General features: G+C 67.6%; 14 protein-coding genes. 7 read left to right on the forward strand and 7 right to left on the reverse strand.

The window, feature by feature from the left end:
- Positions 1-45: 45 nt before the first annotated feature.
- Genes CSW62_RS02515 through CSW62_RS02525 form a run of 3 tightly spaced genes read right to left on the reverse strand, consistent with a single transcriptional unit; the run spans position 46 to position 5,243 of the window.
- Positions 46-2,424 (reverse strand): S8/S53 family peptidase, encoded by a 2,379-nt coding sequence (locus tag CSW62_RS02515; protein ID WP_099575633.1) that lies wholly within the window; start codon positions 2,422-2,424, stop codon positions 46-48.
- Positions 2,415-3,389, reverse strand: coding sequence for a trypsin-like serine protease (locus CSW62_RS02520; protein ID WP_099575634.1), 975 nt, complete (start codon positions 3,387-3,389; stop codon positions 2,415-2,417). Before CSW62_RS02520 ends, CSW62_RS02515 begins: the two co-directional genes overlap by 10 nt.
- A 3-nt stretch (positions 3,390-3,392) precedes the next feature.
- The gene (locus CSW62_RS02525) at positions 3,393-5,243 is read right to left on the reverse strand and encodes a di-heme-cytochrome C peroxidase (protein WP_369827418.1); all 1,851 of its coding nucleotides are present in this window, start codon (positions 5,241-5,243) and stop codon (positions 3,393-3,395) included.
- A gap of 248 nt (positions 5,244-5,491) precedes the next feature.
- Between CSW62_RS02525 and CSW62_RS02530 the strand changes: the two genes are divergently transcribed.
- Together CSW62_RS02530 and CSW62_RS02535 are read left to right on the forward strand one after the other, a co-directional pair.
- Complete coding sequence (locus tag CSW62_RS02530; RefSeq protein ID WP_099575636.1) at positions 5,492-6,739, forward strand: MFS transporter; 1,248 nt, start codon at positions 5,492-5,494, stop codon at positions 6,737-6,739.
- A gap of 2 nt (positions 6,740-6,741) precedes the next feature.
- Positions 6,742-9,159: a TIM-barrel domain-containing protein gene (locus CSW62_RS02535; RefSeq protein WP_099582146.1), complete on the forward strand. Its 2,418-nt coding sequence runs from the start codon at positions 6,742-6,744 to the stop codon at positions 9,157-9,159.
- A 60-nt stretch (positions 9,160-9,219) separates the two neighbouring features.
- Here the strand turns inward: CSW62_RS02535 and CSW62_RS02540 are convergent, their stop codons facing one another.
- The 4 genes from CSW62_RS02540 to CSW62_RS02555 form a co-directional block, all read right to left on the reverse strand.
- Positions 9,220-10,179 carry an alpha/beta hydrolase gene (locus CSW62_RS02540; RefSeq protein ID WP_099575637.1) on the reverse strand — a complete coding sequence of 320 codons (960 nt, stop codon included), beginning with the start codon at positions 10,177-10,179 and terminating at the stop codon, positions 9,220-9,222.
- An 89-nt stretch (positions 10,180-10,268) separates the two neighbouring features.
- Positions 10,269-12,611 (reverse strand): TonB-dependent receptor, encoded by a 2,343-nt coding sequence (locus CSW62_RS02545; protein ID WP_099575638.1) that lies wholly within the window; start codon positions 12,609-12,611, stop codon positions 10,269-10,271.
- Between the two features lie 121 nt (positions 12,612-12,732).
- Complete coding sequence (glpK, locus tag CSW62_RS02550) at positions 12,733-14,253, reverse strand: glycerol kinase GlpK (RefSeq protein WP_099575639.1); 1,521 nt, start codon at positions 14,251-14,253, stop codon at positions 12,733-12,735.
- On the reverse strand, positions 14,250-15,767 hold the full coding sequence (locus CSW62_RS02555; protein ID WP_099575640.1) for a glycerol-3-phosphate dehydrogenase: 1,518 nt from the start codon (positions 15,765-15,767) through the stop codon (positions 14,250-14,252). Before CSW62_RS02555 ends, glpK begins: the two co-directional genes overlap by 4 nt.
- Before the next feature lie 174 nt (positions 15,768-15,941).
- On the opposite strand from CSW62_RS02555, the gene CSW62_RS02560 reads away from it, so the two are divergent.
- The 5 genes from CSW62_RS02560 to CSW62_RS02580 all read left to right on the forward strand — a co-directional run bounded on the left by CSW62_RS02560 (position 15,942) and on the right by CSW62_RS02580 (position 24,222).
- Positions 15,942-16,712, forward strand: coding sequence for a DeoR/GlpR family DNA-binding transcription regulator (locus tag CSW62_RS02560; protein ID WP_099575641.1), 771 nt, complete (start codon positions 15,942-15,944; stop codon positions 16,710-16,712).
- A gap of 187 nt (positions 16,713-16,899) precedes the next feature.
- Positions 16,900-18,711, forward strand: a complete 1,812-nt coding sequence (locus CSW62_RS02565; protein WP_099575642.1) for a HAMP domain-containing methyl-accepting chemotaxis protein — start codon at positions 16,900-16,902, stop codon at positions 18,709-18,711.
- A 78-nt stretch (positions 18,712-18,789) separates the two neighbouring features.
- Positions 18,790-20,082 carry a TetR family transcriptional regulator gene (locus CSW62_RS02570; RefSeq protein WP_099575643.1) on the forward strand — a complete coding sequence of 431 codons (1,293 nt, stop codon included), beginning with the start codon at positions 18,790-18,792 and terminating at the stop codon, positions 20,080-20,082.
- Positions 20,083-20,258: 176 nt separating this feature from the next.
- Positions 20,259-22,523 (forward strand): TonB-dependent receptor, encoded by a 2,265-nt coding sequence (locus CSW62_RS02575; protein WP_099575644.1) that lies wholly within the window; start codon positions 20,259-20,261, stop codon positions 22,521-22,523.
- 91 nt (positions 22,524-22,614) lie between these two features.
- The gene (locus CSW62_RS02580) at positions 22,615-24,222 is read left to right on the forward strand and encodes an alkaline phosphatase (RefSeq protein ID WP_099575645.1); all 1,608 of its coding nucleotides are present in this window, start codon (positions 22,615-22,617) and stop codon (positions 24,220-24,222) included.
- Positions 24,223-24,229 lie beyond the last annotated feature (7 nt).

Consider the following 24,229-nt stretch of genomic DNA (forward strand, 5'->3'; position numbering starts at 1 on the left):
CGCTCTGCGCCCCGACCGTGAGGATGAGGAACCTGGCGATTATTCTCAGTTTGTGTCCGGGCGGAACGCGATCCATGTCGCCCTCGGAGCCGCAAATCCGCCCGCATCCCGGCGGGCCGGAACGGGCCATTGCAAGGTCAGGCGCGGCGACGCGGCCGCCGGTTCGATCGGTAGCGGCGTTGCATTCCAGGAAAACAGGATTTGCGTGATCGTCGCGACGTCGATCTTTCGATCGCGCCCGTCCAACTCGCGCAACGTGATCTCTCCGGAAGGCTGGCAGAGGCGAGCGCTTGATTTCAACGTGCTGGAGTTCGGGTTGAAGTCCCGCAGGAAGGATCGAACCTTGCGATTGGCTTGACCGTCGTCAGCACCCAGGTGGACGGCCTGAACCTTGGCCTCGATCTTCGCGCCGCAGATGTTCTCGGTCCCGCTCATGACGACGCCGACATAGTCGCGCAGCACCGGGTGAAGCGGATCGCTCCGGTCGATGACCTCGACGGTGTTGTAGCGGGCTGCGGCGACCTTGATCAGGTCGAGCACGCGCGCCTGGCGGGGGTCGGCGCCGTTGATCGGCGACCAGGTCGAGAGCATCAGGCGGGCGCGGATCGCGGCCATTGACGTCCAGCGCAACTCGACGCCGATGGTCTGCAGAAGCGCGGCCCCAAAGGCTCCGTAGGGCGCTGCGAACGAGGTCGCCGCGTCCTTGGGATCGAACAGGGCGCCGCCGATATCCAGGGCGCCGATGGGCTCGCCCGGCGCGTAAAGATTGACCAGATCGGGGATCAGTCCCGAGTAGTTGGCCCGTCGGAGGTCCCGCGTGGCGGCGCCGACCACGACGGTCTGCTCTCGGATGACCGAGTCTCCGTTGGGGTTGACCAGGCACTGAGGGCAGGGCGCGTTGTCGATTTCGTCGTCGCTGAGTAGGCGCTGGTTCCCCGCGGGCAAGAAGAGCAGGTGCTTGCGAAAGATCAGATTGGACTTGATCGCGCTGACCAGGGAGTCCGAGGCGGACGAGTCGCTGATGTAACTCAGGTTCAGAATGTCGGCGCGACCGAGGAGATAGGTGAGCCCGTTCGTCATCTCCGCGTCGCCGATCACCGCCTTGTCGTCTGGGGAGCAGGTTTCCGGGGCCAGGCGATAGAATGCGACCTGAGGCAGAACGGGATCGAGGTCCGGAAAGGCCGAGCGCAACGGATAGCCGCTCGCCAGCGAGGTCACGACCGCGCCGTGACTGGCAAAACGTCGAGCATCCGGTGTCCAGCCGGACGTATTCAGCCCCGAAGCGCAGAGCGCCACGTCGCGCGAAGGTCCCAGGGCCCGAACGCCTGGGCGCGCGACGCCTGATCCCACACCGAACACCGCCACGGGATCGCTGTCGGCCACGCCGCTGTCGGGATCGGCGGCGGTCGCCGCGTCTTCGTCGGAAACGTAGAACATCGACGAGGAGAAGGGCGCGCCCCTTCGGTCCGCCAGCCCGATGTCCTCTACCCCGACCCTGCTCGCTGGCAGGAGCTTGGCCTTGGCCTTGAGCGCCGCGAGCAGCTTGGCGACCAGGACGGGGTCATAGGGCCACTGATCTGGGGCGACCTGCACATCGGGGGCCTGGGTCGGCGCGGGCGGTTGATCTTGACGGAAGGCCGCTGACAACCCGACTGGCGAGACCGTCCAGCGGGCAGGTATGAGCCGCGGCTGCGCGGCTTGGTCATGATTTTCCAGTTCCGATGGCGTCGGCGTCTTCGCCGGGCTTTCGGACTTGGGGGAGGGCGCGGCCGGGGCGATGGCGGGCTTCGTAGGCAGAGCCTTCTGGGACACCAGCACGCCGCGCTTCGCCAGGCAGTCCTCGGGCGGCTCCTTGCAGTACATCGCCTTGGCAACCAGCCCCACGAGCGCCTTGCGATCCGGGATCTGGGTGGGATCGACGGCGATGTCGGTCCATTCCGGAACCAGCGGCGCGGTGACGACGAGCTGGGGAATGGCGCTGGCGTTCAGGCTCTGGGACGCGCTGGTCGGCGCCGGCTTGAGCTTGAAGGTGCGCCAGCTCTGCGGCGCCAGGCCAAGGCGCACGGCGACCGGTTCGAGATAGTCGCCCTTGGCGATGCGCACCTGCACGCCGCGTCGAACCCGGAGGCAGGGCTGGGCCGTCACGACGGCTGCCCCGTCCTGATTGATCATGCGGTAGTCGCCGGCGTCGGGAACCCGGTCGCAGATCCTGTCGAAGAAATGCATCACCGTTTCGCCGGCCGGAAGCCGGTACTCAGTCGGTTTGGCGATCTTGCCGAACAGGGGGTTCAGTCGGTCGGCATATTTGGGATCGGCGCGAACCGCGTACTCGGTGGGCGGTGGCGTTTCGGCCGCGGCCAGCGATGGCGTCCCCCCGACCCAGAAGGCCAGTCCGGCGATGATAGCGCGCGAGCTCAGCGGCATAGGCTAGATCCGGGATTGCGTTCAAAACCACACGCTTTCAGCCGGTCTCCCAGCCAGCGCGTCGCCCATGTGCGAAAATCAGGCCCCCCGGTCGCGGACAACAGGGAGTCACGGTAACGGGTGCCGGTCTTGTTGTAGAAGGTGCGGGAATTGACCGCGATGATGGCCCGAAACTGGGTCACCGGACCATTTCCGCCGGTCAGAATGAACGCCGGCCCCCCACTGTCCCCGGGGCAGAGGTTGGCGTGAATGACGCTGTCGTCATAGACGGTGAACAGGTTGTTGTTCTCGACAGGCGCGTAGTACTCCGCGCCGCGACGCTTGGTGGCCGAGGCGGATGACTCGTCGATTTCCGCGTAGCCGATCTGATAGGCGCCATCGAAGTTCTGGGCGGCATCGACACGATCGCTGCGGCAGCCAAAGCCTGTCAGGAGCACGAACTTGTCCTTGCCGACCGCTGCGCTCATCGAGGCCTTCTGAATGCTCTCGTATTTGAACTGCTCGGGCGCGTTGAACGGCTTGTCGAGGATCTCGCACAGGGCGAAGTCGGCGGAAGGGTCATGGGGATAGGCTGGGTGGGGCGCGCATTTGGTCGTGTAACTGTCGCGGCCGAACTGGAATGAGACCGCACCCGATATCGGCAGGCAATGGGCGGCGGTCAGCATGACGCGCGGTCCGATCAGGGCCGCGGTGCAGGCTCGAGGGCCCTCCGCGGTGGAAAACTTGAAATAGAACGACGCCGGCCACTCGGTTGGGACGGCGTCCTGACCGCCGCGCAACTGCGGTCGATAGGCGTCGCCCAGCTGGGGTAGATCGAGGGCGGCCAGAAACGTGACGTCGCCTTGCGGTCGGGCGACTGGCGCGGGGCGACCAAGCTCGGACTCCGGCTCGGCCGCACAGGACCAGGCGCCAGCGACCATCCAGGCCGAGAGGAGCGCGACGAGGATTTTGCTGAGCGAGCCCATGACTCAGAGCGTCTTCATGTACTCGATTAGCTCCCAGCGCCGGGTCTCGCCGTCCGGGCCTTCGAAGATACCGGAGGCGTATGTGTGGCCCGTGTTGGAGTTGCCCGGCAGCTTGGTGTCGAAGGTGAAGTCGTTGCCGGGAGCCTGGGTGTAGACGTAGCCCACCTTCTTGGGATCGTAGGCCCTGGCGCCGACCAGGAAGGTCTTGGGCCGCTGGGCCTCGGGCAGCAGGAGGTCGTAGAGGGTTGGGACGCTGCCGTTGTGGAGATAGGGCGGGGTGGCCCAGATGCCGGTGAGTGGCCTGGCCTTGTAGCCCAGGATATTGCTCGCCTCGGTCAGGCAGCGTTGCTCCAGCCGCTGCTTTTCCGTCAGGGTCGCGGTCGGGGCGGTGATCCTGGCGGGGCGGTTGACGCCAAAGAAGCTGGCGGCCGCGGTTCTGACGATCGCCCCCTTCTGATCATACAGGGCGCCGGCGACGGTCGTGGCCAGGAGGCTGGAGAGCTGCTCTTCGTCTTCCAGCGGATCGCCGAAGAAGAACTTACCGGGCGTGCCCTTCAGGACGCCGGACGGCGCGGCCTTGGTGTAGGCGTTGCAGGCCATCCAGATGTCGGTCTTGGGCGGGTCGTCGCTCTTGAACAGAGACATCTTCGCCACGATCGGGGTCTTCAGGTCCGTCCGGTCGAGCATCGCGTGGCAGCTGGAACAGTGCTGGGTGAAGATCGCCCGCCCGTTCGAGACCATCTGGTCGTGGTTGGGCGCGACGCCGAAGACATCGGCGGGCCAGGCCGGCGGACGCAGGCCGCCCAGCTGCTGTTCGAACGCCGACAGATTGTGGACGTTGAGGCTCGAACGATAACCCTTCAGGTAGCCGGCGCGGGGCTGAACGTCGGCGAACACGCCGATCACCTCGCCGGCGTTTCGTCCGAGCGCCAGGATGTCGAACGGCTGGACGCCGGGCAGCGCCTTGTTGGGCGCAATGCCGTTCCACTGCACCACATCATGCTGGGTGACGTTCCACAGGAAGGGATAGCTGACGGGCGCGTCGGACGGCTGCGGCGGCGCATCCTTGCCGGCCACCACGTAAGCGACCTTGTTGTAGATGTGGCCGAAGGCGTCGAGCCGGCCGTAGCCATACTTCAAGTCTGTCTGATTGAGCTGGCCCAAGGCCAGCTCGTGGTCGACCAGCTTGGCCAGGGCCTGGCCAAGGCGATCGCGGTTCTCCGGCGTGTCGAGGGGGCGGCGTTCGGCGTCCTTGCCGGTCAGAACGGCCTTGGCGAAGCGATCGAACTTCGCCGGATCATCACGGGTTCGGACCAGCGCAGCGCGAAGGTCGGACATCAGCGTCTGGAAGTCGCCCAGGCCCTGACCGCCCTGGATGCGCAGGGACTTCCCGCCGTAGCTGACCTCTCCAGTATGGCAGGCCGAGCAATTCAGACCCAGCCAGGGTTCGGCCTCGGGCTGGTTGGCGCGCCACGTCATCGCTGTCCAGCTCAGTTGTTTTGAGGGCGTGCGATCTACGACGAAGCCGACCGGCAGGCCGGGCGTATCGGGATTGGGCAGGTAGCGCAGACGTTCGACGTGCGCGGCGCTGAGGAACGGCTCCGTGCCGTCGGCCATTTCCAACGCCCTGGCCCAGGACAGTGGCAGCAAGCGCGATCCCTGCGAGGCCTCGTACCAGACCTTGATCTGTTCAGGCGTCCAAAGCTGATCGAGGTCAGACCTGGCAGGCCCCGACTGATCGGTCGTGCAGGAACTTAGAACGGCCGCGGCGACCGCAACGGCGGCAAAAGGATAGAATGCGCGCATCCGATGCTCCCCCCGGAGATCCAAAGACCGGTGTTCTTTAAACGACATTCGTGGATTTATCAATTGTCAGTTGTGAAAACTGATCAATGCGCCTGAGGCGTGTTTTTGACGCTCGCGCGAAGTCAACGGTCGTGGAAAGCGATATCGACGAAGATCGTCGAGAGCGGAAAGTGGCCTGACCACTCTTTGGAAATTGACAGGCCAATCTCAATTGGCCATGGATGGACTAGCCGTGGGCGGCCCTGGGGGCAGGCGCGCTCGTTGCTCAGATAACAATCAAAGGGGCAGGAAGAACAGTGACTTGGCGCTCGGCGCGGCTGCGCATCCTCCTGCTGGTGATCGCCGGCACGATCATCAATTACATCGCGCGCAATTCGCTTGGCGTCCTGGCGCCGCAGCTGAAGCAAGACCTGGCGATCACGACGGAGCAATACAGCTACATCGTCGGCGCCTTCCAGCTGGCCTACACCGTCATGCAGCCGATCGCGGGGCTGCTGATCGACAAGATTGGCCTGACCGCGGGCTTCGCTCTGTTCGCCCTGGCCTGGAGCGTGGCCAACATGATGCACGGCGCGGCGAAGGGGTGGGCCTCGCTGGCGGCGTTCCGGGGCATGCTGGGCATGGCCGAGGCCGCCGCGATCCCGGCCGGCATGAAGTCGATCGGCGAGTGGTTTCCGGATCGCGAGCGCTCCGTCGCCGTCGGCTGGTTCAACGCCGGCACCTCGCTCGGCGCGGTGATCGCGCCGGTTCTGGTCGCCCTGGTCGCCAAGACCTGGGGCTGGCAGGCGGCGTTCTTCGTCACGGGCCTGATCGGCGTGGTGTTCGCCGGCGTGTGGTTCCGCTTCTACCGCTCGCCGGCCAAGGCAGGCTTCGTCTCGCCCGCCGAGCGCGCTGAGATCGAGGACGGCCAGCGCCCGGTCACCTCCAGCGCCTCGACCCTGAAGGCGATCGCCGCCACGCCCCGGTTCTGGGCGATCGCCGTGCCGCGCTTCCTGGCCGAGCCGGCCTGGCAGACCTTCTCGTTCTGGATCCCGCTGTACCTGGCCAAGGAGCGGGGCATGGATCTGACCCACATCGCCCTGTTCGCCTGGATGCCGTTCCTGGCGGCCGACGCCGGCGGCATCCTGGGCGGCTATCTCGCGCCGTTTCTGCAGAAGTGGCGAGGCCTGAGCCTGGAGGGCTCGCGCATCGCCGGCGTGGCCATGGGGGCCGTGCTGATGATCGCGCCGGGCTTTGTCGGCATCGTCGGCCACCCGATGGCGGCGATCGCCTTGCTGGCCATCGGCGGCTTCGCCCACCAGGTGATCTCCGTCCTGATCAACACCCTGTCGGCGGATGTCTTCCCCAAGGGCGACATCGCCAAGGCCAACGGCCTGGTTGGCATGGCGGGCTGGACCGGCGGCCTGCTGTTCTCGCTGGCGATCGGCCAGCTGGCCGACAAGATCGGCTTCGCGCCGCTGTTCGCCTGCCTGGGCGTCTTCGACCTGATCGGGGCCATCTGGCTGTTCGCCATGCGCCGCCATCTCATCGTGAAGGAAGCTTGATCGTGCGTAAGGCTAGTCTGGCCCAGCCGCCGCTTTTCGCCCTGGCCGAGCGCGAAGGCCCCCGCATGACCCTGCGCGCCGACACCGGCGCTGTCGCCCATGTCTTCGTGCTGGAAGAGGACGTCATCCGCGTCCTGCTGCTGGCCGATGGCGCGCCGACCTCGCCGCCCAGCTGGTCCATCGCCCCCGGACAGACCGACATCGCCGAGCCCGGCCGCGACCGCATTGACGTCTCGGGCTTCGCCGCGCCCGCCTTCACGCTGGAGGAGCAGGGCGGAGGCCTGGTCCTGGCGACCTCCCGTCTGCGCCTGGAGATCACGCTCGAGGGCTTCTTCTGCCGCTGGTCGCAACAGACGCCCGACGGCTGGCGCGTGATCGCCGAGGACCGCCCGACCCAGGCCTATAATTTCGGCTGGTGGGACGAGGGCGTCTATCACTACGTCAAGCGGACGCCGGGCCAGCGCTATTACGGCCTGGGCGAGCGGGCCGGGGCCATGGACCGCGCCGGGCGCCGGTTCCGCCTGACCAACTTGGATCCGATGGGCTACGACGCCTCGGCCGACGATCCGCTGTACAAGTCGATCCCCTACGTCCTGGTCGTCGACGCCGAGGGCGCGGCGCACGGGGTCTTCTACGACACGACCGCCGACCCGGTGTTCGACTTTGGCCACGAGCACGACAATTACCACCCGCACTACCGGTACATGCGGGCCGCGAGCGGCGACCTCGACTACTACATGATCGCTGGACCCGACGCCCGCGAGGTCACCCGCCGCTACACCTGGCTGACCGGCCGGCCGGCGCTGATGCCCCGCTGGGTGCTCGGCTATTCCGGCTCGACCATGACCTATACCGACGCGCCGGACGCGCAGAAGCGCATGGGCGAGTTCATCGCCGGCGTCAGCCGCCACGACATCCCGTGCGAGTCCTTCCACCTGTCGTCGGGCTACACCTCGATCGGCGACCGGCGCTACGTGTTCCACTGGAACCGCGACAAGTTCCCGGACGTGGAAGGCTTCGTGCGCGGCTATGCCGAGGCCGGCGTCGAGCTGGTTCCGAACATCAAGCCGGCCCTGCTGGTCACCCATCCGCGCTATGCCGAACTGGCCAAGAAGGGCTGGTTCGTCAGCGACGCCGACGGCGATCCGATCGTCTGCCAGTTCTGGGACGAGGTCGGCAGCTATGTCGACTTCACCCAACCCGCCGCCGTCGCCTGGTGGCGCGCCCAGGTGACCGAGCAACTGCTGGCCTACGGCATTCGCTCCACCTGGAACGACAACAACGAATACGAGATCTGGGATCGCCGGGCCCGCATCGCCGGCTTCGGAGCGCCGCGCGACGCGGCGGCCGAGCGGCCGGTGCAGACCCTCCTGATGATGCGCGCCAGCCGCGCGGCGCAGATCGCCTATCGGCCGAACGAGCGGCCCTATGTGGTCACGCGCAGCGGCATGGCCGGCATGCAGCGCTACGCCCAGACCTGGTCGGGCGACAACTATACCGCCTGGAAGACCCTGCGCTTCAATCAGAAGATGGGCCTGGGGCTGGCGCTGTCGGGCGTCTCCAACACCGGCCACGACATCGGCGGTTTCGCCGGACCCGCGCCGGAGCCCGAGCTGCTGCTGCGCTGGGTGCAGGCCGGGATCGTGATGCCGCGTTTCTCGATCCACAGCTGGAACACGGACGGCACCGTCAACGAGCCCTGGATGTATCCGGAGGTCACCCCGGCCATCGTCGAGACGCTGAAGCTGCGCCGGGCCTTGCAGCCGCTGCTGCACGATCTGCTGTGGCGCCACCATGCCGATTACGAGCCGGTGACCCGTCCGCTATGGCTGGACTTCGCGGATGATCCTCGGAGCTGGGAGGACGGCGACGCCTACCTGCTGGGGCCGGACCTGCTGGTCGCCCCCGCCCTGGACCAAGGCGTCGAGGCCGTGCGCGCCTATCTTCCGGCCGGCACCGTCTGGCGCGACCTGCGCGACGACAAGGCCTATGCAGGGGGCGAGGAACACGATCTCGCCGCGCCGCTCAGTGGTCTGCCGCCGATGCTGGCGAGAGAGGGTTCGGGCGTGTTCGTCGACCTCGCGCCGGCCGGTTTCGCCGCCGCTGCGCCGCGCCCCGGCGTGCTGCTCTATCCGCCGGCCGGCGCGGGGCAGATGAGCTGGAGCGGCTTCGATGAGAGCGACGCCGCGCCGCGCGATCCTGCGGCGCCGCAGGGCTGGACCCTCGAGGTCGAGGCCGACGCGGACACGCTGACGATCCAGGTGGGCTGGCGCGGAGAGGTCGCGCCAGCGGCCGACGCCCTGCGGCTGGTCCTGCCGCGCGGCGAGACCCGCCGCCTTGTCCTGAATGGCGCGGAGGTCACCGCCGAGCGGGAAGAGATCCTGGGGACCGAGCGTCTGGTCCTGGCCTGGATGGTCTGAACGAAAACGGCCGGCGCGGGGAACGCGCCGGCCGAACAGGACCTGTAGTGCCACCTCGGATCAGGGCGTCAGTTTCATCGCCTTCAGCCACAGGGCGTACTGGTCGAACCAGGCGTCGCTGGTCGTGCCTTGCGGCCGCGAGGCGAAGCCGTGCGCGCCCGCGCTGTAGAGATGGAGCTCCACCGAGGCGCCCGACTTGCGCCAGTTGTGGATCAGGCTGAGGTCCTGGGACCGGAAGAAGCGGTCGTCGGCGGCCAGGGCGGCGAACAGCGGCGGCGCGTTCGGCGGGACCACGTCCGACTGGGTCGGGCCGTAGATCATGCCGGCGAAGTCCGCCCGCGCGTCCGGCGCATTGGCCTGCAGGGCGCCCAGCACCGTCATCGCGCCGGCGGAGAAGCCGAGAACGCCCACGCGCTTGGGATCGACCCCCCACTCATGGGCATGATCGCGGACCGCGCGAATGGCGGCCTGGGCGTCGGCGACGGCGTACGGCGTCTGGCGGGTCCGCTCCTCGGCGCCTTCGCCGCGCTGGAATGTGCCGGCGAGCGCGGCCTTGAAGCCGTCGATGCTGTCGGGGAGGGGGATGGTCCGATATTTCAGGATGAAGACGCGCACGCCTAGCGGCGCCAGCCGCTTGGCCACGTCGTAGCCCTCGTTGTCCATGGCCAGGAACTGGAAGCCGCCGCCGGGGACCAGGATCACCGCCGGGGCGTCCTTGTCGGCCGCCGGGCCGCCCGGCATCAGGGTCAGGCTCGGCCGGGAGACGTTATAGACGAGGCGCTGGCTGGAATCCTGCCGCGCCCAGGCCTCGTGAGCGGGATTGGCCAAGGCGTTCGCCACGGGCAGGGCGAAGGCCGCAGGCTCCTTGGGCGCGGGGATCGGCAGCACGGCGTTGACCCAGCCGCCAGGCGCGGCCGGAGCGGGTTGAGCGGCGGGCGCGGCGTGGGCGGTCAAGGCGGCCAGGCAGGCCGCCGCGCCGGCCAGGAGGCCGAACAGTCTGCGGGAAGGGGCGTGGCTCATGGCGAGGTCTCCTGTGTCGCGACTTTGAATAAAAAAGGGGAGCAGGCCAGGCCCGCTCCCCATTGTAGGTTCGTCTGGGGAGGCGAGACCTAGAACTTGGTGTCGACCTTCAGGCCGAAGTAGCGGTCGCTGTCGCGCGACAGCACCTGGGTCACGAAGTGGACGCCGTACGAGCCGAAGCCGTCGCCGATGCCGCTCACGAAGTGCTCGTTGAGCAGGTTGTTGACGAACAGGGTGGCCTTGACGTCACCACGCGCCAGCGACGCCGAGGCGTTGAGCAGGCCATAGGCCTTCTGTTCGGCCAGCGGGTTGCCCAGCAGGTCGAAATTGACCTTGCTCTGGTACTGGTAGTTGACGGTGAAGACGCCCTTCAGGTCGCTGGCCAGATCACGCGTGACCGTGCCGCCCAGGTTGATCTTGAACTTCGGGCTGTTGGGCAGCTGGGTGTTCGAGCGGTCCTGAACATTGCCGAGGCCGACCGGGTTGGTCGACGGTCCGCAGCCCGTGCCCGTCTGGGCCTGGCCGGGATAGCAGGCCGCGTTCGGGAACGAGATCACTTGGGCGTCGGTATAGGCGGCCGAGGCGTCCAGGCGCAGCCACTCGACCGGCATGGCCTGGGCTTCGATCTCGACGCCCTTGGTGCGCAGCTTGCCGACATTGTTCAGCTTCTGCTGCAGGGCGCCGTTGATGTACTGCGACGACTGAGCCTGGAAGTTGTCGTAGTCGGTGTAGAAGGCCGCGAGGTTCAGCTGCACGCGGTTGTCGAAGAAGCGGCTCTTCAGGCCGGCCTCGTAGGACTTCGACTTCTCGGGCTGCACCGGGTTCTGGGTGCGCAGCGGCGTGTAGCCCGACGAGATGTCGTAGGCGAAACCCTTATAGCCGGTAGCCGCGCTGGCGTAGACCGAGACCCGCGGCGCCAGCTCCTGGTTCAGCGAAAGCTTCCAGGTGGCGACCGTGTCCTCGTTGCTGCCGGCGCACAGCTGGCTGCCCGCGCCGCAGGTGCCGATATTGGTCGGCGAAACATAGACCGTAGCGCTGGGCAGCAGATTTACGAAGCTGTCCTCGATCCGCTCGTTGTTGACGCGAACCGCGCCGCTGAAGGTGGTGTTGGTCGGGAACTTGTAGTCCACGCCCGCGAAGGCCGCGACGCTGCGCGTGCTCTGCCAGCCCGTCCATTTGGCCAGGAGCAGGGCGGGGCCGCGCTGGAAGTCGCGGGTCGTCTTGGCGTCTGCGTAGAAGGCGCCCACCACGTAGGAAAGCGGACCCTCGCCCTTGGAGGTCAGGCGCACTTCCTGGCTGAACGACTTGGAGTGATAAGGACCCGAATTGCTGACGCCGAGGCCCGGCTGGATCGGGCTGGTCACGTTCGGGGCCGTGCCGTTGACCGCCAGGTCGGTGCCATCGACGTCGGCCGCGAAGTTATACTTCCAGTCCTGATACGAGGTGACAGAGATCAGGTTGGCGAAGCCGAGATCATAGCTCAGCTTGCCGCTGAAGCTGGCCTGCTTGTTGTCGGTGAAGCCGACGTTGTCGACCCGGGTCTTGCGGTTGTTCGCGCCGGGCGTGATGCCGGCCAGGGCCGGTACGATCGAGACGCCGTTGAACTTGGGGATCACCGGCGTGGTGGAGCCCGCCGGAACGTAGTTCAGGTCGATGAGCCGCAGCGTCGCCGCGGTGCCGTCCGACTTGGACTTGGCGTAAGACCCGCTCAACGACATCACCAGCTTGTCGGTCAACTCGGACCGCAGCTTGCCACGGACGCCGTACGAGGTGTTGTCGTTCAGGCGTTGACCGTTGGCCAGGTTGCGGACGTTGCCGTCCCAGTGGTTGTAGTAGACGCCCAGGCGATAGCCCGTAGCGTCCGAGATCGGGCCGGAAATCGAGGCGTCGGCCTTGTAGCCCCGGTCGGTGGTGGCGGTGGCCGAGGCGTGGCCGCTGAAGGCGACCGAGGGATCGCGGGTGACGATGTTGATCGCGCCGGCGCTGGCGTTCTTGCCGAACAGCGTGCCTTGCGGGCCGCGCAGCACTTCGATGCGCTCGACGTCGGACAGGTTGTCGAAGGCCTGGGCCTGCTGGACCACCGGCACGTCGTCGATGATGACGGCCACGGAAGGCTCGACGCCGATCGAGAAGGCGTAGGTGCCGATGCCGCGCAGGATGATGGCGTTGTTCGGCGACGCCGTGCTCTGGGTCAGGGTCAGCGACGCGGCGGCGCGGGTGAGATCCCCGAACTCGTTGATGCGCTGGTTCTGGATCGTCTCGCCCGTGATGGCGGTGACGGCCACCGGAACGCTCTGCAGGTTGGCCGAACGCTTCGTCGCGGTCACGACGATTTCAGCCAGGCCGGTGGTCTGATTGTCCTGGGCCGCCGCCAGGCTCGGCATGGCCAGAACGCCGGTCGCCGCAGTGGCGAGCAAAATCAACTTTCGCATGATACCCTCCCTAAGTTATTGATTTTAATTTTGTTTAAGCTTGGCTACACCTTGCAAAAAGACTGGTCAAGCCAATTTCGACGAGTGGCTGAACAGTTTCGCGGAGCGGGGCTTTCATGTCTCACGGCCCGGAGGTTTCGGCGCGGGGCGCGGGCCGATAGAGCGTGCGGGCCACCGCATCGCGCCAGCCCTCCAGGCACTGTTCGCGCGACTGTGGCGTCATCTCGGGATCGAAGCGTCGATCCAGCCGCCAGCCTTCGGCGATAGCGGTCAGGCTGGGCCAGACGCCCGCGCCCAGGCCGGCCAGAAAGGCCGCGCCCAGGGCGGTGGTCTCGATATTGACGGGACGCTCGACGGGCGCGTCGATCACGTCGGAGAGGAAGGCGCACAGCCAGTCGTTGGCGGCCATGCCGCCATCCACCCGCAAGGCGCTGGGGCGCGAGGCGCCGTCGGCGAACATGGCCGCGATCAGGTCGTGGGTCTGGAACGCGACCGACTCCAGGGCGGCCCTGGCGATGTGGGCGGCCGAGGTGTCCAGGGTCAGGCCGTGGATCAGGCCCCTGGCGTGCGGATCCCAATAGGGTGCGCCTAGGCCGACGAAAGCCGGCACCATGTAGACGCCATGGCCGTCCGGCACCTGGGTCGCCATGCTCGAGGTGTCGGACGCCCGCACGATCAGGCCCATCTGGTCGCGCAGCCACTTGATCGCCGCGCCCGCCACGAAGATCGAGCCTTCCAGCGCATAGGTCGGCTGGCCGTCCAGCCGATAGGCGACCGTGGTCAGCAGGCGCGTGTTCGACGACACAGGCCGTGGACCGGTGTTCATCAGCATGAAGCAGCCGGTGCCGTAGGTGGCCTTGACCATGCCCTGATCAAAGCAGGCCTGACCGATCAGCGCCGCCTGCTGGTCGCCGGCCATGCCGCGGATCGGCACGGGCGCGCCGAAGAGGTCGGCCTGGGTCTCGCCGAAGTCGGCGCAGTTGTCGCGCACGTCCGGCAGCAGCGAGGCGGGGATGTCGAACAGCGCCAGCAGGTCTTCGTCCCAGACCTGGCGATGGATGTCGAACAACAGCGTCCGGGAGGCGTTGGTCGCGTCGGTCGCGTGCACGGCGCCGCCGGTCAGCCGCCAGAGCAGAAAGCTGTCGATCGTGCCGAACGCCAGCTCGCCCCGCTGGGCGGCCTGGCGGGCGCCGGGGACGTGGTCGAGAAGCCAGGCCAGCTTGCTGGCCGAAAAATAGGGATCCAGGCGAAGACCGGTGCGCGCCTGGACAAGGGATTCGTGACCGGCCTGCCGCAGGGCCCCGCAGCGATCGGCCGTCCGGCGGTCCTGCCAGACAATCGCCGGATGAACGGCCTGTCCGGTCCGCCGATCCCAGACCACGACGGTCTCGCGCTGATTGGCGATACCGATGGCGGCGACGGCGTCTGCGGCGACGCCGGCGCGGGCGAGGGCGGCGCGGGCGGTGTCGACCACGTCCCGCCAGATGGTCTCGGGGTCATGCTCGACCCAGCCCAGTTCGGGATAGCTCTGGGCGAACTCGCGCTGGTCGACGCCGACGACCGCGCCCTGAGCGTCGAAGATGATGCTTCGCGTGCTGGTCGTGCCCTGATCGATGGCCAGGATGTGGCGGCCGACGGTCATGCCTCCAGCGCCTCTACCGACGGCGTGACGCGGGCGCGATCCAGATAGGCTTCGAGGCGGACGGCCCCTTCCGGCGGTATGTGCAGGCCCAGCTTGCTGCGGCGATAGAGGACATCCTCGGCCGTGCGCGCCCACTCCTCGGCGACCAGATAATCGACCTCGGCGGCGTGCAGCCCCGCGCCGAAGTCCTCGCCGAGGTCGGCCAGGCTCCTGGCGTTGGCCAGGATACGTCGCGTCCGGGTGCCGTACGAGCGCGCCAGGCGGAGCGCGAGATCGTCCGGCAGGAATGGAAACTCGGCGCGCAGGGCGAGGGCCAGGGCGGCGCGGTCCAGGTCAGGCAGGTCGCCGCCGGGCAGGACGGCGCCCCGCGTCCAGGACGGACCGGCGTCGGGGAAGAACGCGCCGAGGCGGTTCATCGCCTGATCCGCCAGGTGGCGATAGGTGGTGATCTTGCCGCCGAACACCGACAGCACGGGGGCCTGCGCCTGCGGCGCGTCCACCTCCAGCACGTAGTCGCGGGTCACGGCCGAGGCGCTGTCGGCGTTGTCGTCGAACAGCGGACGGACGCCAGCATAACTCCATGTCACGTCGCGCGCCGTGATGGGGCGGGCGAAATAGCGATTGATGCTCTCGCAGAGATAATCGACCTCTTCGGCGGTGATCTGCGCCGGCCCCGGCGGGGCGTCCCAGGCCACGTCGGTTGTGCCCACCAGGGTGAAGCGATCCTCGTAGGGGATGGCGAACACGATCCGGCGATCGGGGTTCTGCAGCATGTAGGCGTGCTCGCCCTCGAACAGGCGCGGCACCACGATGTGGCTGCCCTTGATCAGGCGCGTTCCGCTGCCCGTCGAGACGTCCAAGGCGCCGCTCAGGACGTCGGAGACCCAGGGGCCGGCGGCGTTGACGATGGCGCGCGCGCGCACCGTACGCTCAGGGCCGTCCTGGGGCTTCAGCCGCGCTTCCCAGGCCGCGCCGACCCGGTGGGCCGAAACCAGCTTGGTGCGGGTCTGGATTACCGCGCCGCGCGCGTGGGCGTCCATGGCGTTGAGCGTCACCAGGCGAGCGTCGTCGACCCAGCAGTCCGAATAGGCGAAGGCCTTGCGGTATTGCGGACGCAGCGCCGCGCCCTCGGGCGAGCCCTTCAGCTTGAGCCCGCGCGACCCGGGCAGCCGGCGGCGTCCGCCGAGATGGTCGTAGAGGAACAGGCCCAGCCGGACCAGCCAGGCGGGACGGGTGGCGTGGGCGTGCGGAAGGACGAACCGCAGCGGCCAGATGATGTGCGGGGCCATGGCCAGGAGCGTCTCGCGCTCCTCAAGCGCTTCGCGGACCAGCTTGAACTCATAGTATTCGAGGTAGCGCAGGCCGCCATGCACCAGCTTGGTGCTCGCCGACGATGTCGCGCTCGCCAGATCGTTCTGTTCGACCAGCAGGACCGACAGCCCGCGACCGGCCGCGTCACGGGCCACGCCCGCGCCGTTCACGCCGCCACCGACCACCAGAAGATCGAACTCCACCCTGACGCTCTCCCTTATTTTGAGACCATGATTAGCGCCATTGACCGTAAATCGCAAATCCGAAAACAAAAAACGAAACCAGGTCGCGAAAAGCGCGCGCTCATCCGAAAGCGCCGCAAGCCGCGCTGGCCAAGAGCGAGCGCGGCGCGTTAAGCCGGGATCGGAGGTGGATTGATGGCTATCGAGCGACGTCACGAGGCGATTCTGGCGCTCGCCCGCAAAAGCGGACGCGTAACGGTCGAGGCCTTGTCCGATCAGCTCCAGGTGTCGCGTCAGACGATCCGCAAGGACCTCAACGATCTTTGCGACCAGGGTCTACTCAATCGCGTGCACGGCGGCGCGGTGATCGCCGGGGGCGGCGTTGACAACCTGGAGTACGAGGCGCGGCGCGTCCTGGCCCGAGAAGCCAAGGAGGCGATCGGCGCCGCGGCTGCGGCCCTGATCCCCGAAAAGGCCTCGCTCTTCATCAATATCGGCACGACCACCGAGGAGGTGGCCAAGGCCCTGCAAGGCCGGTCCGGCCTGCTGGTGATCACCAACAACCTCAATGTCGTCGACATCCTGGCGTCGTCGCCCGGCATCGAGGTCATCGTGGTCGGTGGACGCGTGCGAACCGCCGACCGCGCCTCCGTCGGGGCTCTCGCGGTCGACTTCATCCGCAACTTCAAGGTCGATTTCGCCATTATCGGCGCTTCGGCCATGGACGAGGACGGGTCGCTGCTCGACTTCGACATCAACGAGGTCCAGGTGTCCCAGACGATCATCCAGAGCTCCCGGCGGGTGATCCTGGTCGCCGACAGCCAGAAGCTTGGCCGGCCCGCGCCCGTGCGGATCGGTCACATCGGCGACGTCCACGTCTTCGTCACGGACCGGCTGGACAGCCCCAACCTGGCGGCGAGATGCGAAGCACAGGGCGTCCGTGTCATCGAGACGGGCGTGCGTTAAGAGGGTCCGACAGCCCGAGGTGCGCCCATCCGCCTGAGTTCATTATATCTTATTGTTTTAATTATATTTTCGAATGAAATTGAGATACCCGATCTGGGCAGCGCCGCCGTTATCATTAAGCTGAGCTTCACCTCCCCAGCAGACGTTGCGCCTCTCTTGTCAATGAACGCATACGGGGAAAAGCGGCATGCGGCTGAAGCTATCGGGCGCGATGAATTTGTTCGGCGCGGCCCTGTGGATTGGCCTCATTCTGCTGGCGGCGGGCTCGTGGAACGCGATCGCCACCCTGCGGATCGGTGGTCCCCTTTACGACCGTATCATCGCCGGCAAGGACCTCACCGCCGACATCCTGCCGCCGCCGATGTATGTGGTCGAGGCCTACCTCGACGCCGAGATGGCCTACTACATCCGTTCGCCCGAGAAGATCGAAGCCGCTACGCGCGAAATCCGTGACCGCCGCAAGGAGTACGAGGACCGGGTCACGCACTGGCGGACGGTCGAGATCGCGCCGGAGATCAAGAGCGTCCTGCTGGAGCAGTCAGATGCTCAGGCGCGCCGCTTCCTGGACGACGCTGAAGCCATGCTCGCGGCGCTAGGCTCCGGCGATCAGGTTCGGGCCGATGGTCTGCACGCTAGCATGATGAAAGCCTATGAGGCGCACAAGGCGCTGGTCAACCGCGCGACGCCGATGATCGCCAAGGACAGCGCCGCCGTCGAAGCCTTGGCGCACGCCAAGCAGCAGCTTGAACTGAGCCTGATGGCCGGCGTGACCCTGCTGCTGGCCGCGCTGATCGGTGGTGGGATCTGGGCCATGCGCCGCGCCATCGTTCGGCCGGTCGAGGCGATCACCCGCTACATGGGCGACCTGGCGGAGGGGCGCTACGAGGCGCCCGTGCCCTATGCCGGTCGTCACGACGAACTGGGCGAGATGGCGAAAGCCATCGCCGTCTTCCGGGAGAACGTGCTGGAGCGGCGCAGTCTGCGGGAACGGGAAGAAGGCGCTCGCGCCGAGGCCGAGAGCGAACGCCTTGCGGCAGATGCCGACCGTCGCGCCGCCGAGCACGACCGCCGCACCGCCCTGGACGCCTTGGCGGCGGGCCTGGAGCAACTGGCCGCAGGCGCGGTCGGCACGCGCCTGCACCAGGCCTTCGCCGCCGACTACGAACGCCTGCGCGGGGACTTCAACACGACGGCCGAGACTCTCAACGCCACGATGAGCGACATCGGCCGCTCGTCGCGCGGCGTCGGCGCTGGCGCGGCCGAGATCGCCGCCGCCACCGACAACCTGTCGCGGCGCACCGAACAACAGGCCGCCAGCCTGGAAGAGACCGCCGCCGCGCTCGGCGAAATCACCGGCGCGGTGCGCCATGCCGCAGATGGCGCGCAGAAGGCCAGTACGTTGGTCGACGCCGCTCGCTCCGAGGCCCGGTCGACGGAAACCTCGGTCCGCGACGCCGTGACGGCGGTGCGTGAGATCGAGACCGCCTCGGCCCAGATCGGCCAGATCATCGGGGTCATCGACGAGATCGCCTTCCAGACCAACCTGCTGGCCCTGAACGCCGGGGTCGAGGCGGCGCGCGCGGGCGAGAGCGGCAGGGGCTTTGCCGTCGTCGCTCAGGAAGTCCGGGCCCTGGCCCAACGATCCGCCGAGGCCGCCAAGGAAATCAAGACCCTGATCGGCGCGGCCACGAACAAGGTCGAGGTCGGCGTCGCCCTGGTCGATCGCACCGGCGTGGCCCTGGGCAGCATCATCGCGCGGGTCGGCGAGATCTCGACCATGGTCGCGGAGATCGCCGCCTCCGCCAAGGAGCAGGCCACGGGCCTGCGCGAGGTCAATGTCGCCGTCAATCAGATGGACCAGATGACCCAGCAGAACGCCGCCATGGTTGAACAGACGACCGCCGCGGCCCATGCCCTGAAGGGCGAGGCCTCCCGGCTGGGCGACCTGGTGAAGCGGTTCGACGTTCATCCCGGCGATCATCACGCCCGCGCGGCCTGAGCGTCCGCTACGTACGGGGCCAGCGCGCGGTAGAGCAAAATCGCGCGGCCCGCGCCGGAATCTCGCTTACATAGCGCCATGCCCGCCCGATCAGACCCCATCGCCGTCACCCTTCCGGATCGCGACGACGCGCGGGCGCGGGCGGTGGTCGCGGCCATGGATATCGTCGCGGGGCAGGGGCTGTCGGCGCTGTCGGTGCGCGACCTCGCCGCCGCGATCGGCAAGAGCACGACCGTCATCTTCAATCTCTTCCAGACCAAGGCCGGGGTGGTGGCCGCCATGGTCGAGGCGGCGATGGAGGAGGATCTCGCGTTCCATGACGCCTTTCTGTCCCAAGTCGACGGTCTGGTCCTGGATCATCGGAGAATGGTCGACATCACCGCGCGCTACGTCCTGGCGCGGGCCGAACCCTCGGCGCGCTTCGCCCGGATCTGGGAAGAGGTTCTGATCGATCCCGAGGCCGCCCAGGCCGCGCGCGAACCGCTGGCGCGATGGCTGGCGATGCGGCGAAGCAAGCTGGGCGGGCTGCTGGCCCGTGACGCGAAGCTGGCGGGCCTGGGCGCTGTCTATCTGCCCTATCTGCTGATGGAGGAGCTCTATGCCGCGGCCCTGGCGCGGCGGCTCGACTACGAACTGCTGCTGCGGGAGAGCCTGGAGGGGCTGGTGGCCATGGCGTTCGGCGAGCCGTCCGGCGGCGAGGCCAAGGTTGCGCAATGGTTCACCGACGCCCTGGTGCTGCCCGAGCCGCCCAGCAAGCGGTACGCCGAGCAGTCGGTGAAGATGCGTCTTCTGGACATCGCCGCCGACCAGATCCTGGAACGGGGGATCGGGGCGGTCACCAACCGCACCGTGACCCAGGCGGCCGGGGTCTCGACTTCGACCGTCCTCTACCATTTCGCCGACATGCGCTCGTTCCTGGCCGAGGCGATCTGGCACAGCGTGTTTCGCGAGATCCCCGACTATCTGGACACCCGCAGCCCGCGCGACCGCGAGCGGCCGGCGGACCTGGAGGGTCTGGCGGCGCTGCTGGCTCCGACATTGCGGCCAGGATCATCCGAGGACCCGGGACGCGCCGGCTTCTACGTCAAGTACGCCCGGCTGATCGCCCAGATCTGCCTGATCGCCCGCCGCGACGCCGCCTTCGAGAACATGGCCATGCTGCTGCGCGGTCCCGAGGGCGGCGGCACCTATGCGCGGCGCGACGCCGTCTGGCCGCCGATGTTCGACATGACCCGCCTCGGCGCCATGCGCTTCGCCATCTGGATCAAGGGCTCGGCCCTGTTGAGCGCGGCCTTCCCCGAGACCGAGGCTCAAGGGGCGGAGGCGCGGCTTGGCGCGGCTGCGCTAGCCCTGGTGCCGGTGACTGCGTAGCGCGTCGAACGAACGATATTATTCCAGCCGCTCAGTCGACTGTGTTTCCGCCCAGGAGTGCGTGAAAGAGTTCCTTTGCCGGGGCTTCATCAAAGCGACATGGGTCGCTCCTATATCCCTCTCGATGTCGAACAACTGATTTTTCCGGCCGCTTGTCGTCGGGAAGAGGGGGCGTGATGCGTGTACTGTCGAAAGTGAAATTCGTGGCTCTGCTGATGGGAAGCGCCGCGATCTTCGCGGGGCCGGCCATGGCGGCCGAGGCGGCCGCTCCGGCGGCGGACGAAGCTGTCTCCACCCGCCTGGACGAGGTCACGGTGACGGCGCGCCGCCGCGCCGAATCCGAACAGAAGGTCGCCGCCGCCCTGACCGTGGTCAGCGGCTCGGAACTGGACCGCCGCAACATCCAGACCGTCAACGACCTGGAGAACAGCGTCCCGAACCTGGAGGTCACCAGCCAGCTGGGCGGCGGCCAGCCACAGTTCCGCATCCGCGGCGTCGGCCTGACCGACTACGCCGCCAACAACACAGGCACCGTCGGCGTCTATATCGATGAGGTGGCCTATCCCTACGGCTCGATGACCCAGGGCGCGCTGTTCGACGTGGCCCGCATCGAGGTGCTGCGGGGTCCGCAAGGCATCCTCTACGGTCGTAACACCACCGGCGGCGCGGTCAGCGTCATCACCAACGCCCCGACCCAAACGTTCGACGCGGGCCTGACCGCTTCGTATGGCCGCTTCAATGCCGGCCATGTCGACGGCTTCGTCTCGGGTCCGTTGACGCAGACCCTGTCGGCCCGCCTGGCCATGACCACCGACCAGGGCGGCGCCTGGCAGTACAATCGCGACACCCACGAGAAGCTCGGCGACAAGGACCGCCTGGCCGCCCGCCTGAAGCTGGACTGGAAGCCCAGCGACGTCACCGAGATCGACGGCTCGCTGCGCTACAACCGCGACAAGTCCGACGGCCTGGGCCTGCGCCTGGTCACCCGCGCCTTCCAGTCGCACAACTACGCGCCGATCGGTAAGCTCTACCCGATCGACACCGACCCGCGGATCACCGGTTGGGGCATCACGCCCTATTTCGCCAACCTGATCGGCGCCTCGACCAACGCCAAGCCGTTCCGCGACAACGAGGGCGTCGGCGCCAATGTCCGCCTGCGCCACGACTTCGGCTGGGCCGCCCTGACGGCGGTGGTCGGTTACGAGACCTTCAAGCGCCGCGAGTTCAACGACTGGGACGCCACGGCCTCGAACGAAGCCGGCACCTTCTTCTTCAACGACATCGACACCCTGTCGCAGGAAGTGCGCCTGGCCTCGCGCGGCGACCAGTCGTTCCGCTGGCTGGCCGGCCTTTACCACTCCACGGAGTCGGTCGACGGCGGCTTCTATTCGGACTTCTCGGAAGCCTCGACCCTGAAGAACTGGTTCTCGACCACCTATAAGCAGGATGTCGAGACCACGGGCGTCTTCTTCAACCTCGACTACGACCTGACCAGCCGCCTCACCCTGTCGGGCGGCCTGCGTTACGAGGACGAGACCCGCGAGCTGAAGGGCTTCAAGACCCAGATCATCGCGCCGACCTACTCCCTGCTGGCCAACACCAACAAGGACCGCCACATGGGCGAATGGTCCGGCAAGGTCGGCGGCGAGTATCACTTCACCAAGGACGTGCTGGGCTACGCCAGCGTGGCGCGCGGCGTGAAGTCGGGCGGCTTCACGACCTATAACAGCGGCCTGCCCACCCAGCTGGACCCGTTCGATCCGGAAAAGCTGATCGCCTACGAGGCGGGCCTGCGCTCGGAGTTCTTCGACCGCCGCCTGCGCGTCAACCTGGCCGCCTTCTACTACGACTATCGCGACCAGCAGCTGCAGGGCGTGCTCTACACCCAGACCGGCCGGGTCGGCCGGATCATCAATGTGCCCAAGTCGCACATCGAGGGCGGCGAGCTGGAGATCACCTGGAAGCCGACGGCGCGCCTGACGATCAGCCAGTCGCTGGGCTACAAGTATGGCCAGTATGACGAGTTCTTCTTCGTCAACGCCACCGCCACCGAGGCCGCCAAGGACCCGGTGACTGGCCAGTACAACACGATCGTCTACAGCGACCGCTCGGGCGAGCGCCTGCCGTTCCCGCGCACCGACTACAAGGGCGCTGTCAGCTACGTGATGGACGTCGGCGCCTGGCAGGTCGAGGCCGAGACCAACTATAACTACCGCAGCGACATGTTCAGCACGTCGTCCAACTCGGTGATCGGCGACTACTGGCTGTTCAACGCCAGCCTCACGGCCCGCCCGGCCAACGGCAAGTACTCAGTGGGCGTCTGGGTCAACAACGCCACCGACGACTATTTCGAAGAGACCCGCAACGCCTTCATCTCGGCCGCGACGGCCTCGCCGCACGAGCCCCGGACCTATGGCGTTCGCGTAACCTGGCGCTATTGATCGACGGCCGTTTCCCCTTCGGCCATCGGCCTCGCTGCGGCGCGCGTTTTGCGCCGCGGCGAGGTTTCCGCGTTCTGGATAGGAGCTTGTCATGACGGTGGATCGCAGACAGGTCGTGGGGACGGGTCTGGCCCTGAGCGCGGCGGCCTTGGCCTCCGGCGCGGAAGCCGCTGAGATCGCCTTCCGTCACGGCGTGGCCAGCGGCGAGCCGGCCGCAGACCGGATGCTGCTCTGGACGCGGGTCACGGGTCTGGGCGAAGTCGACGGCCGCTGGCGGATCGCCACGGACCCGGCCATGCGCAAGGTCGTCGGCGAGGGGCGCTTCATCGCCCTGGCCGAGCGCGACTTCACGGTCAAGGTCATGGCGCAGGGGCTGAAGCCCGCGACCGACTACTGGTACCAGTTCGAGACCGGCGCCCAGCGCTCGCCGGTCGGTCGCACGCGCACCCTGCCCGTCGGACGGGTGGACCATCTCGACCTCGTGGTCGCCTGCTGCGCCATGTACACCATGGGCTATTTCCAGGCCTATCGGGCCATCGCCGAGCGGCCGAAGCTGGATGCGGTGCTGTTCGTCGGCGACTACATCTACGAATACGGCGCCTCGAACTATCCGGGTCTGCCCACCCTGCGGCCGGCCGATCCGCCGCGCGACACCGTCACGCTTGAGGACTATCGCCGCCGCTTCGCCCAGGCCCGGACGGACGCCGACCTTCAGGCCGCCCACCAGCGCGCGCCGTGGATCTGCACCTGGGACGACCACGAGATCGCCAACGACGACTGGACGGGCGGCGCTCAGCACCACGACCCGGCCAAGGACGGCGACTGGGAAGTCCGCAAGGCCGCCGCAGTCCGCGCCTATTACGAGTGGATGCCGATCCGCGATCCGGACCCGGCCGACCCCTACGCCATCCAGCGGGCGGTGGGGTTCGGCGACCTGGCCACCCTGATCGTGCCCGAGACCCGGCTGAAGGCGCGCGAGGCGCAGCTGGCCCTGCCAAAGGATCTGGACCGGCTGCCCGACCAGCGCCCCGACCTCGACGGCTTCCGCCGCAAGATCGCCGACCTCGAGCGCCGGATGCTGGGCCAGCAACAGGTGGACTGGATCGCCGCCGAGATGCGCGGCTCGGTCGCCGCCGGTCGGCCCTGGGTGCTGCTGGGCAGCGCCACGGTGATGGCCGACTACGCCTATCCGGACATGAGCCGCTGGGCGCCGGCCTCGGGTCCCCTGAAGGGTTTCTTCGAGTTGACCAAGCTCGACCTGCCGCTGCTGAACCTCGACGCCTGGTCCGGCTACGCGGCCGAGCGGCAGAGGGTCTATGACGCCATCCGCGCCAGCGGGGCGCGCACGGTGGTGCTGTCAGGCGACAGCCACATGGCCTTCATCAACGAACTGCACGACGCGCAAGGGCGGGTGGCGGTCGAGCTTTCGACCAGCACGCTCACCGGCCCGTCGCTGGGCGTGGTCCTGGCCATGAAGGACGCGCCGTTCGGCGAGCGTGTGGCCGAGCGTAACCGCGACATTGTCTGGTGCGATCATCTGGCGATCGGCTTTGTCGCCGTCCACGTCACGCGCGAGGCGGTCGAGGCCAGCTTCGTCAGCGTCACAAACCCGCGCGTCGCCGGTTCGCCCACCCCGGTGCAACGCCGCGTGCGCGCCGTCGCCGAGGCCAAGGGCGTCAGCGCCTGGTCCCAGCTCTAGGAGCCGT

It is taken from the genome of Caulobacter sp. FWC2, assembly GCF_002742625.1.
In the GTDB taxonomy this organism is placed as follows: domain Bacteria; phylum Pseudomonadota; class Alphaproteobacteria; order Caulobacterales; family Caulobacteraceae; genus Caulobacter.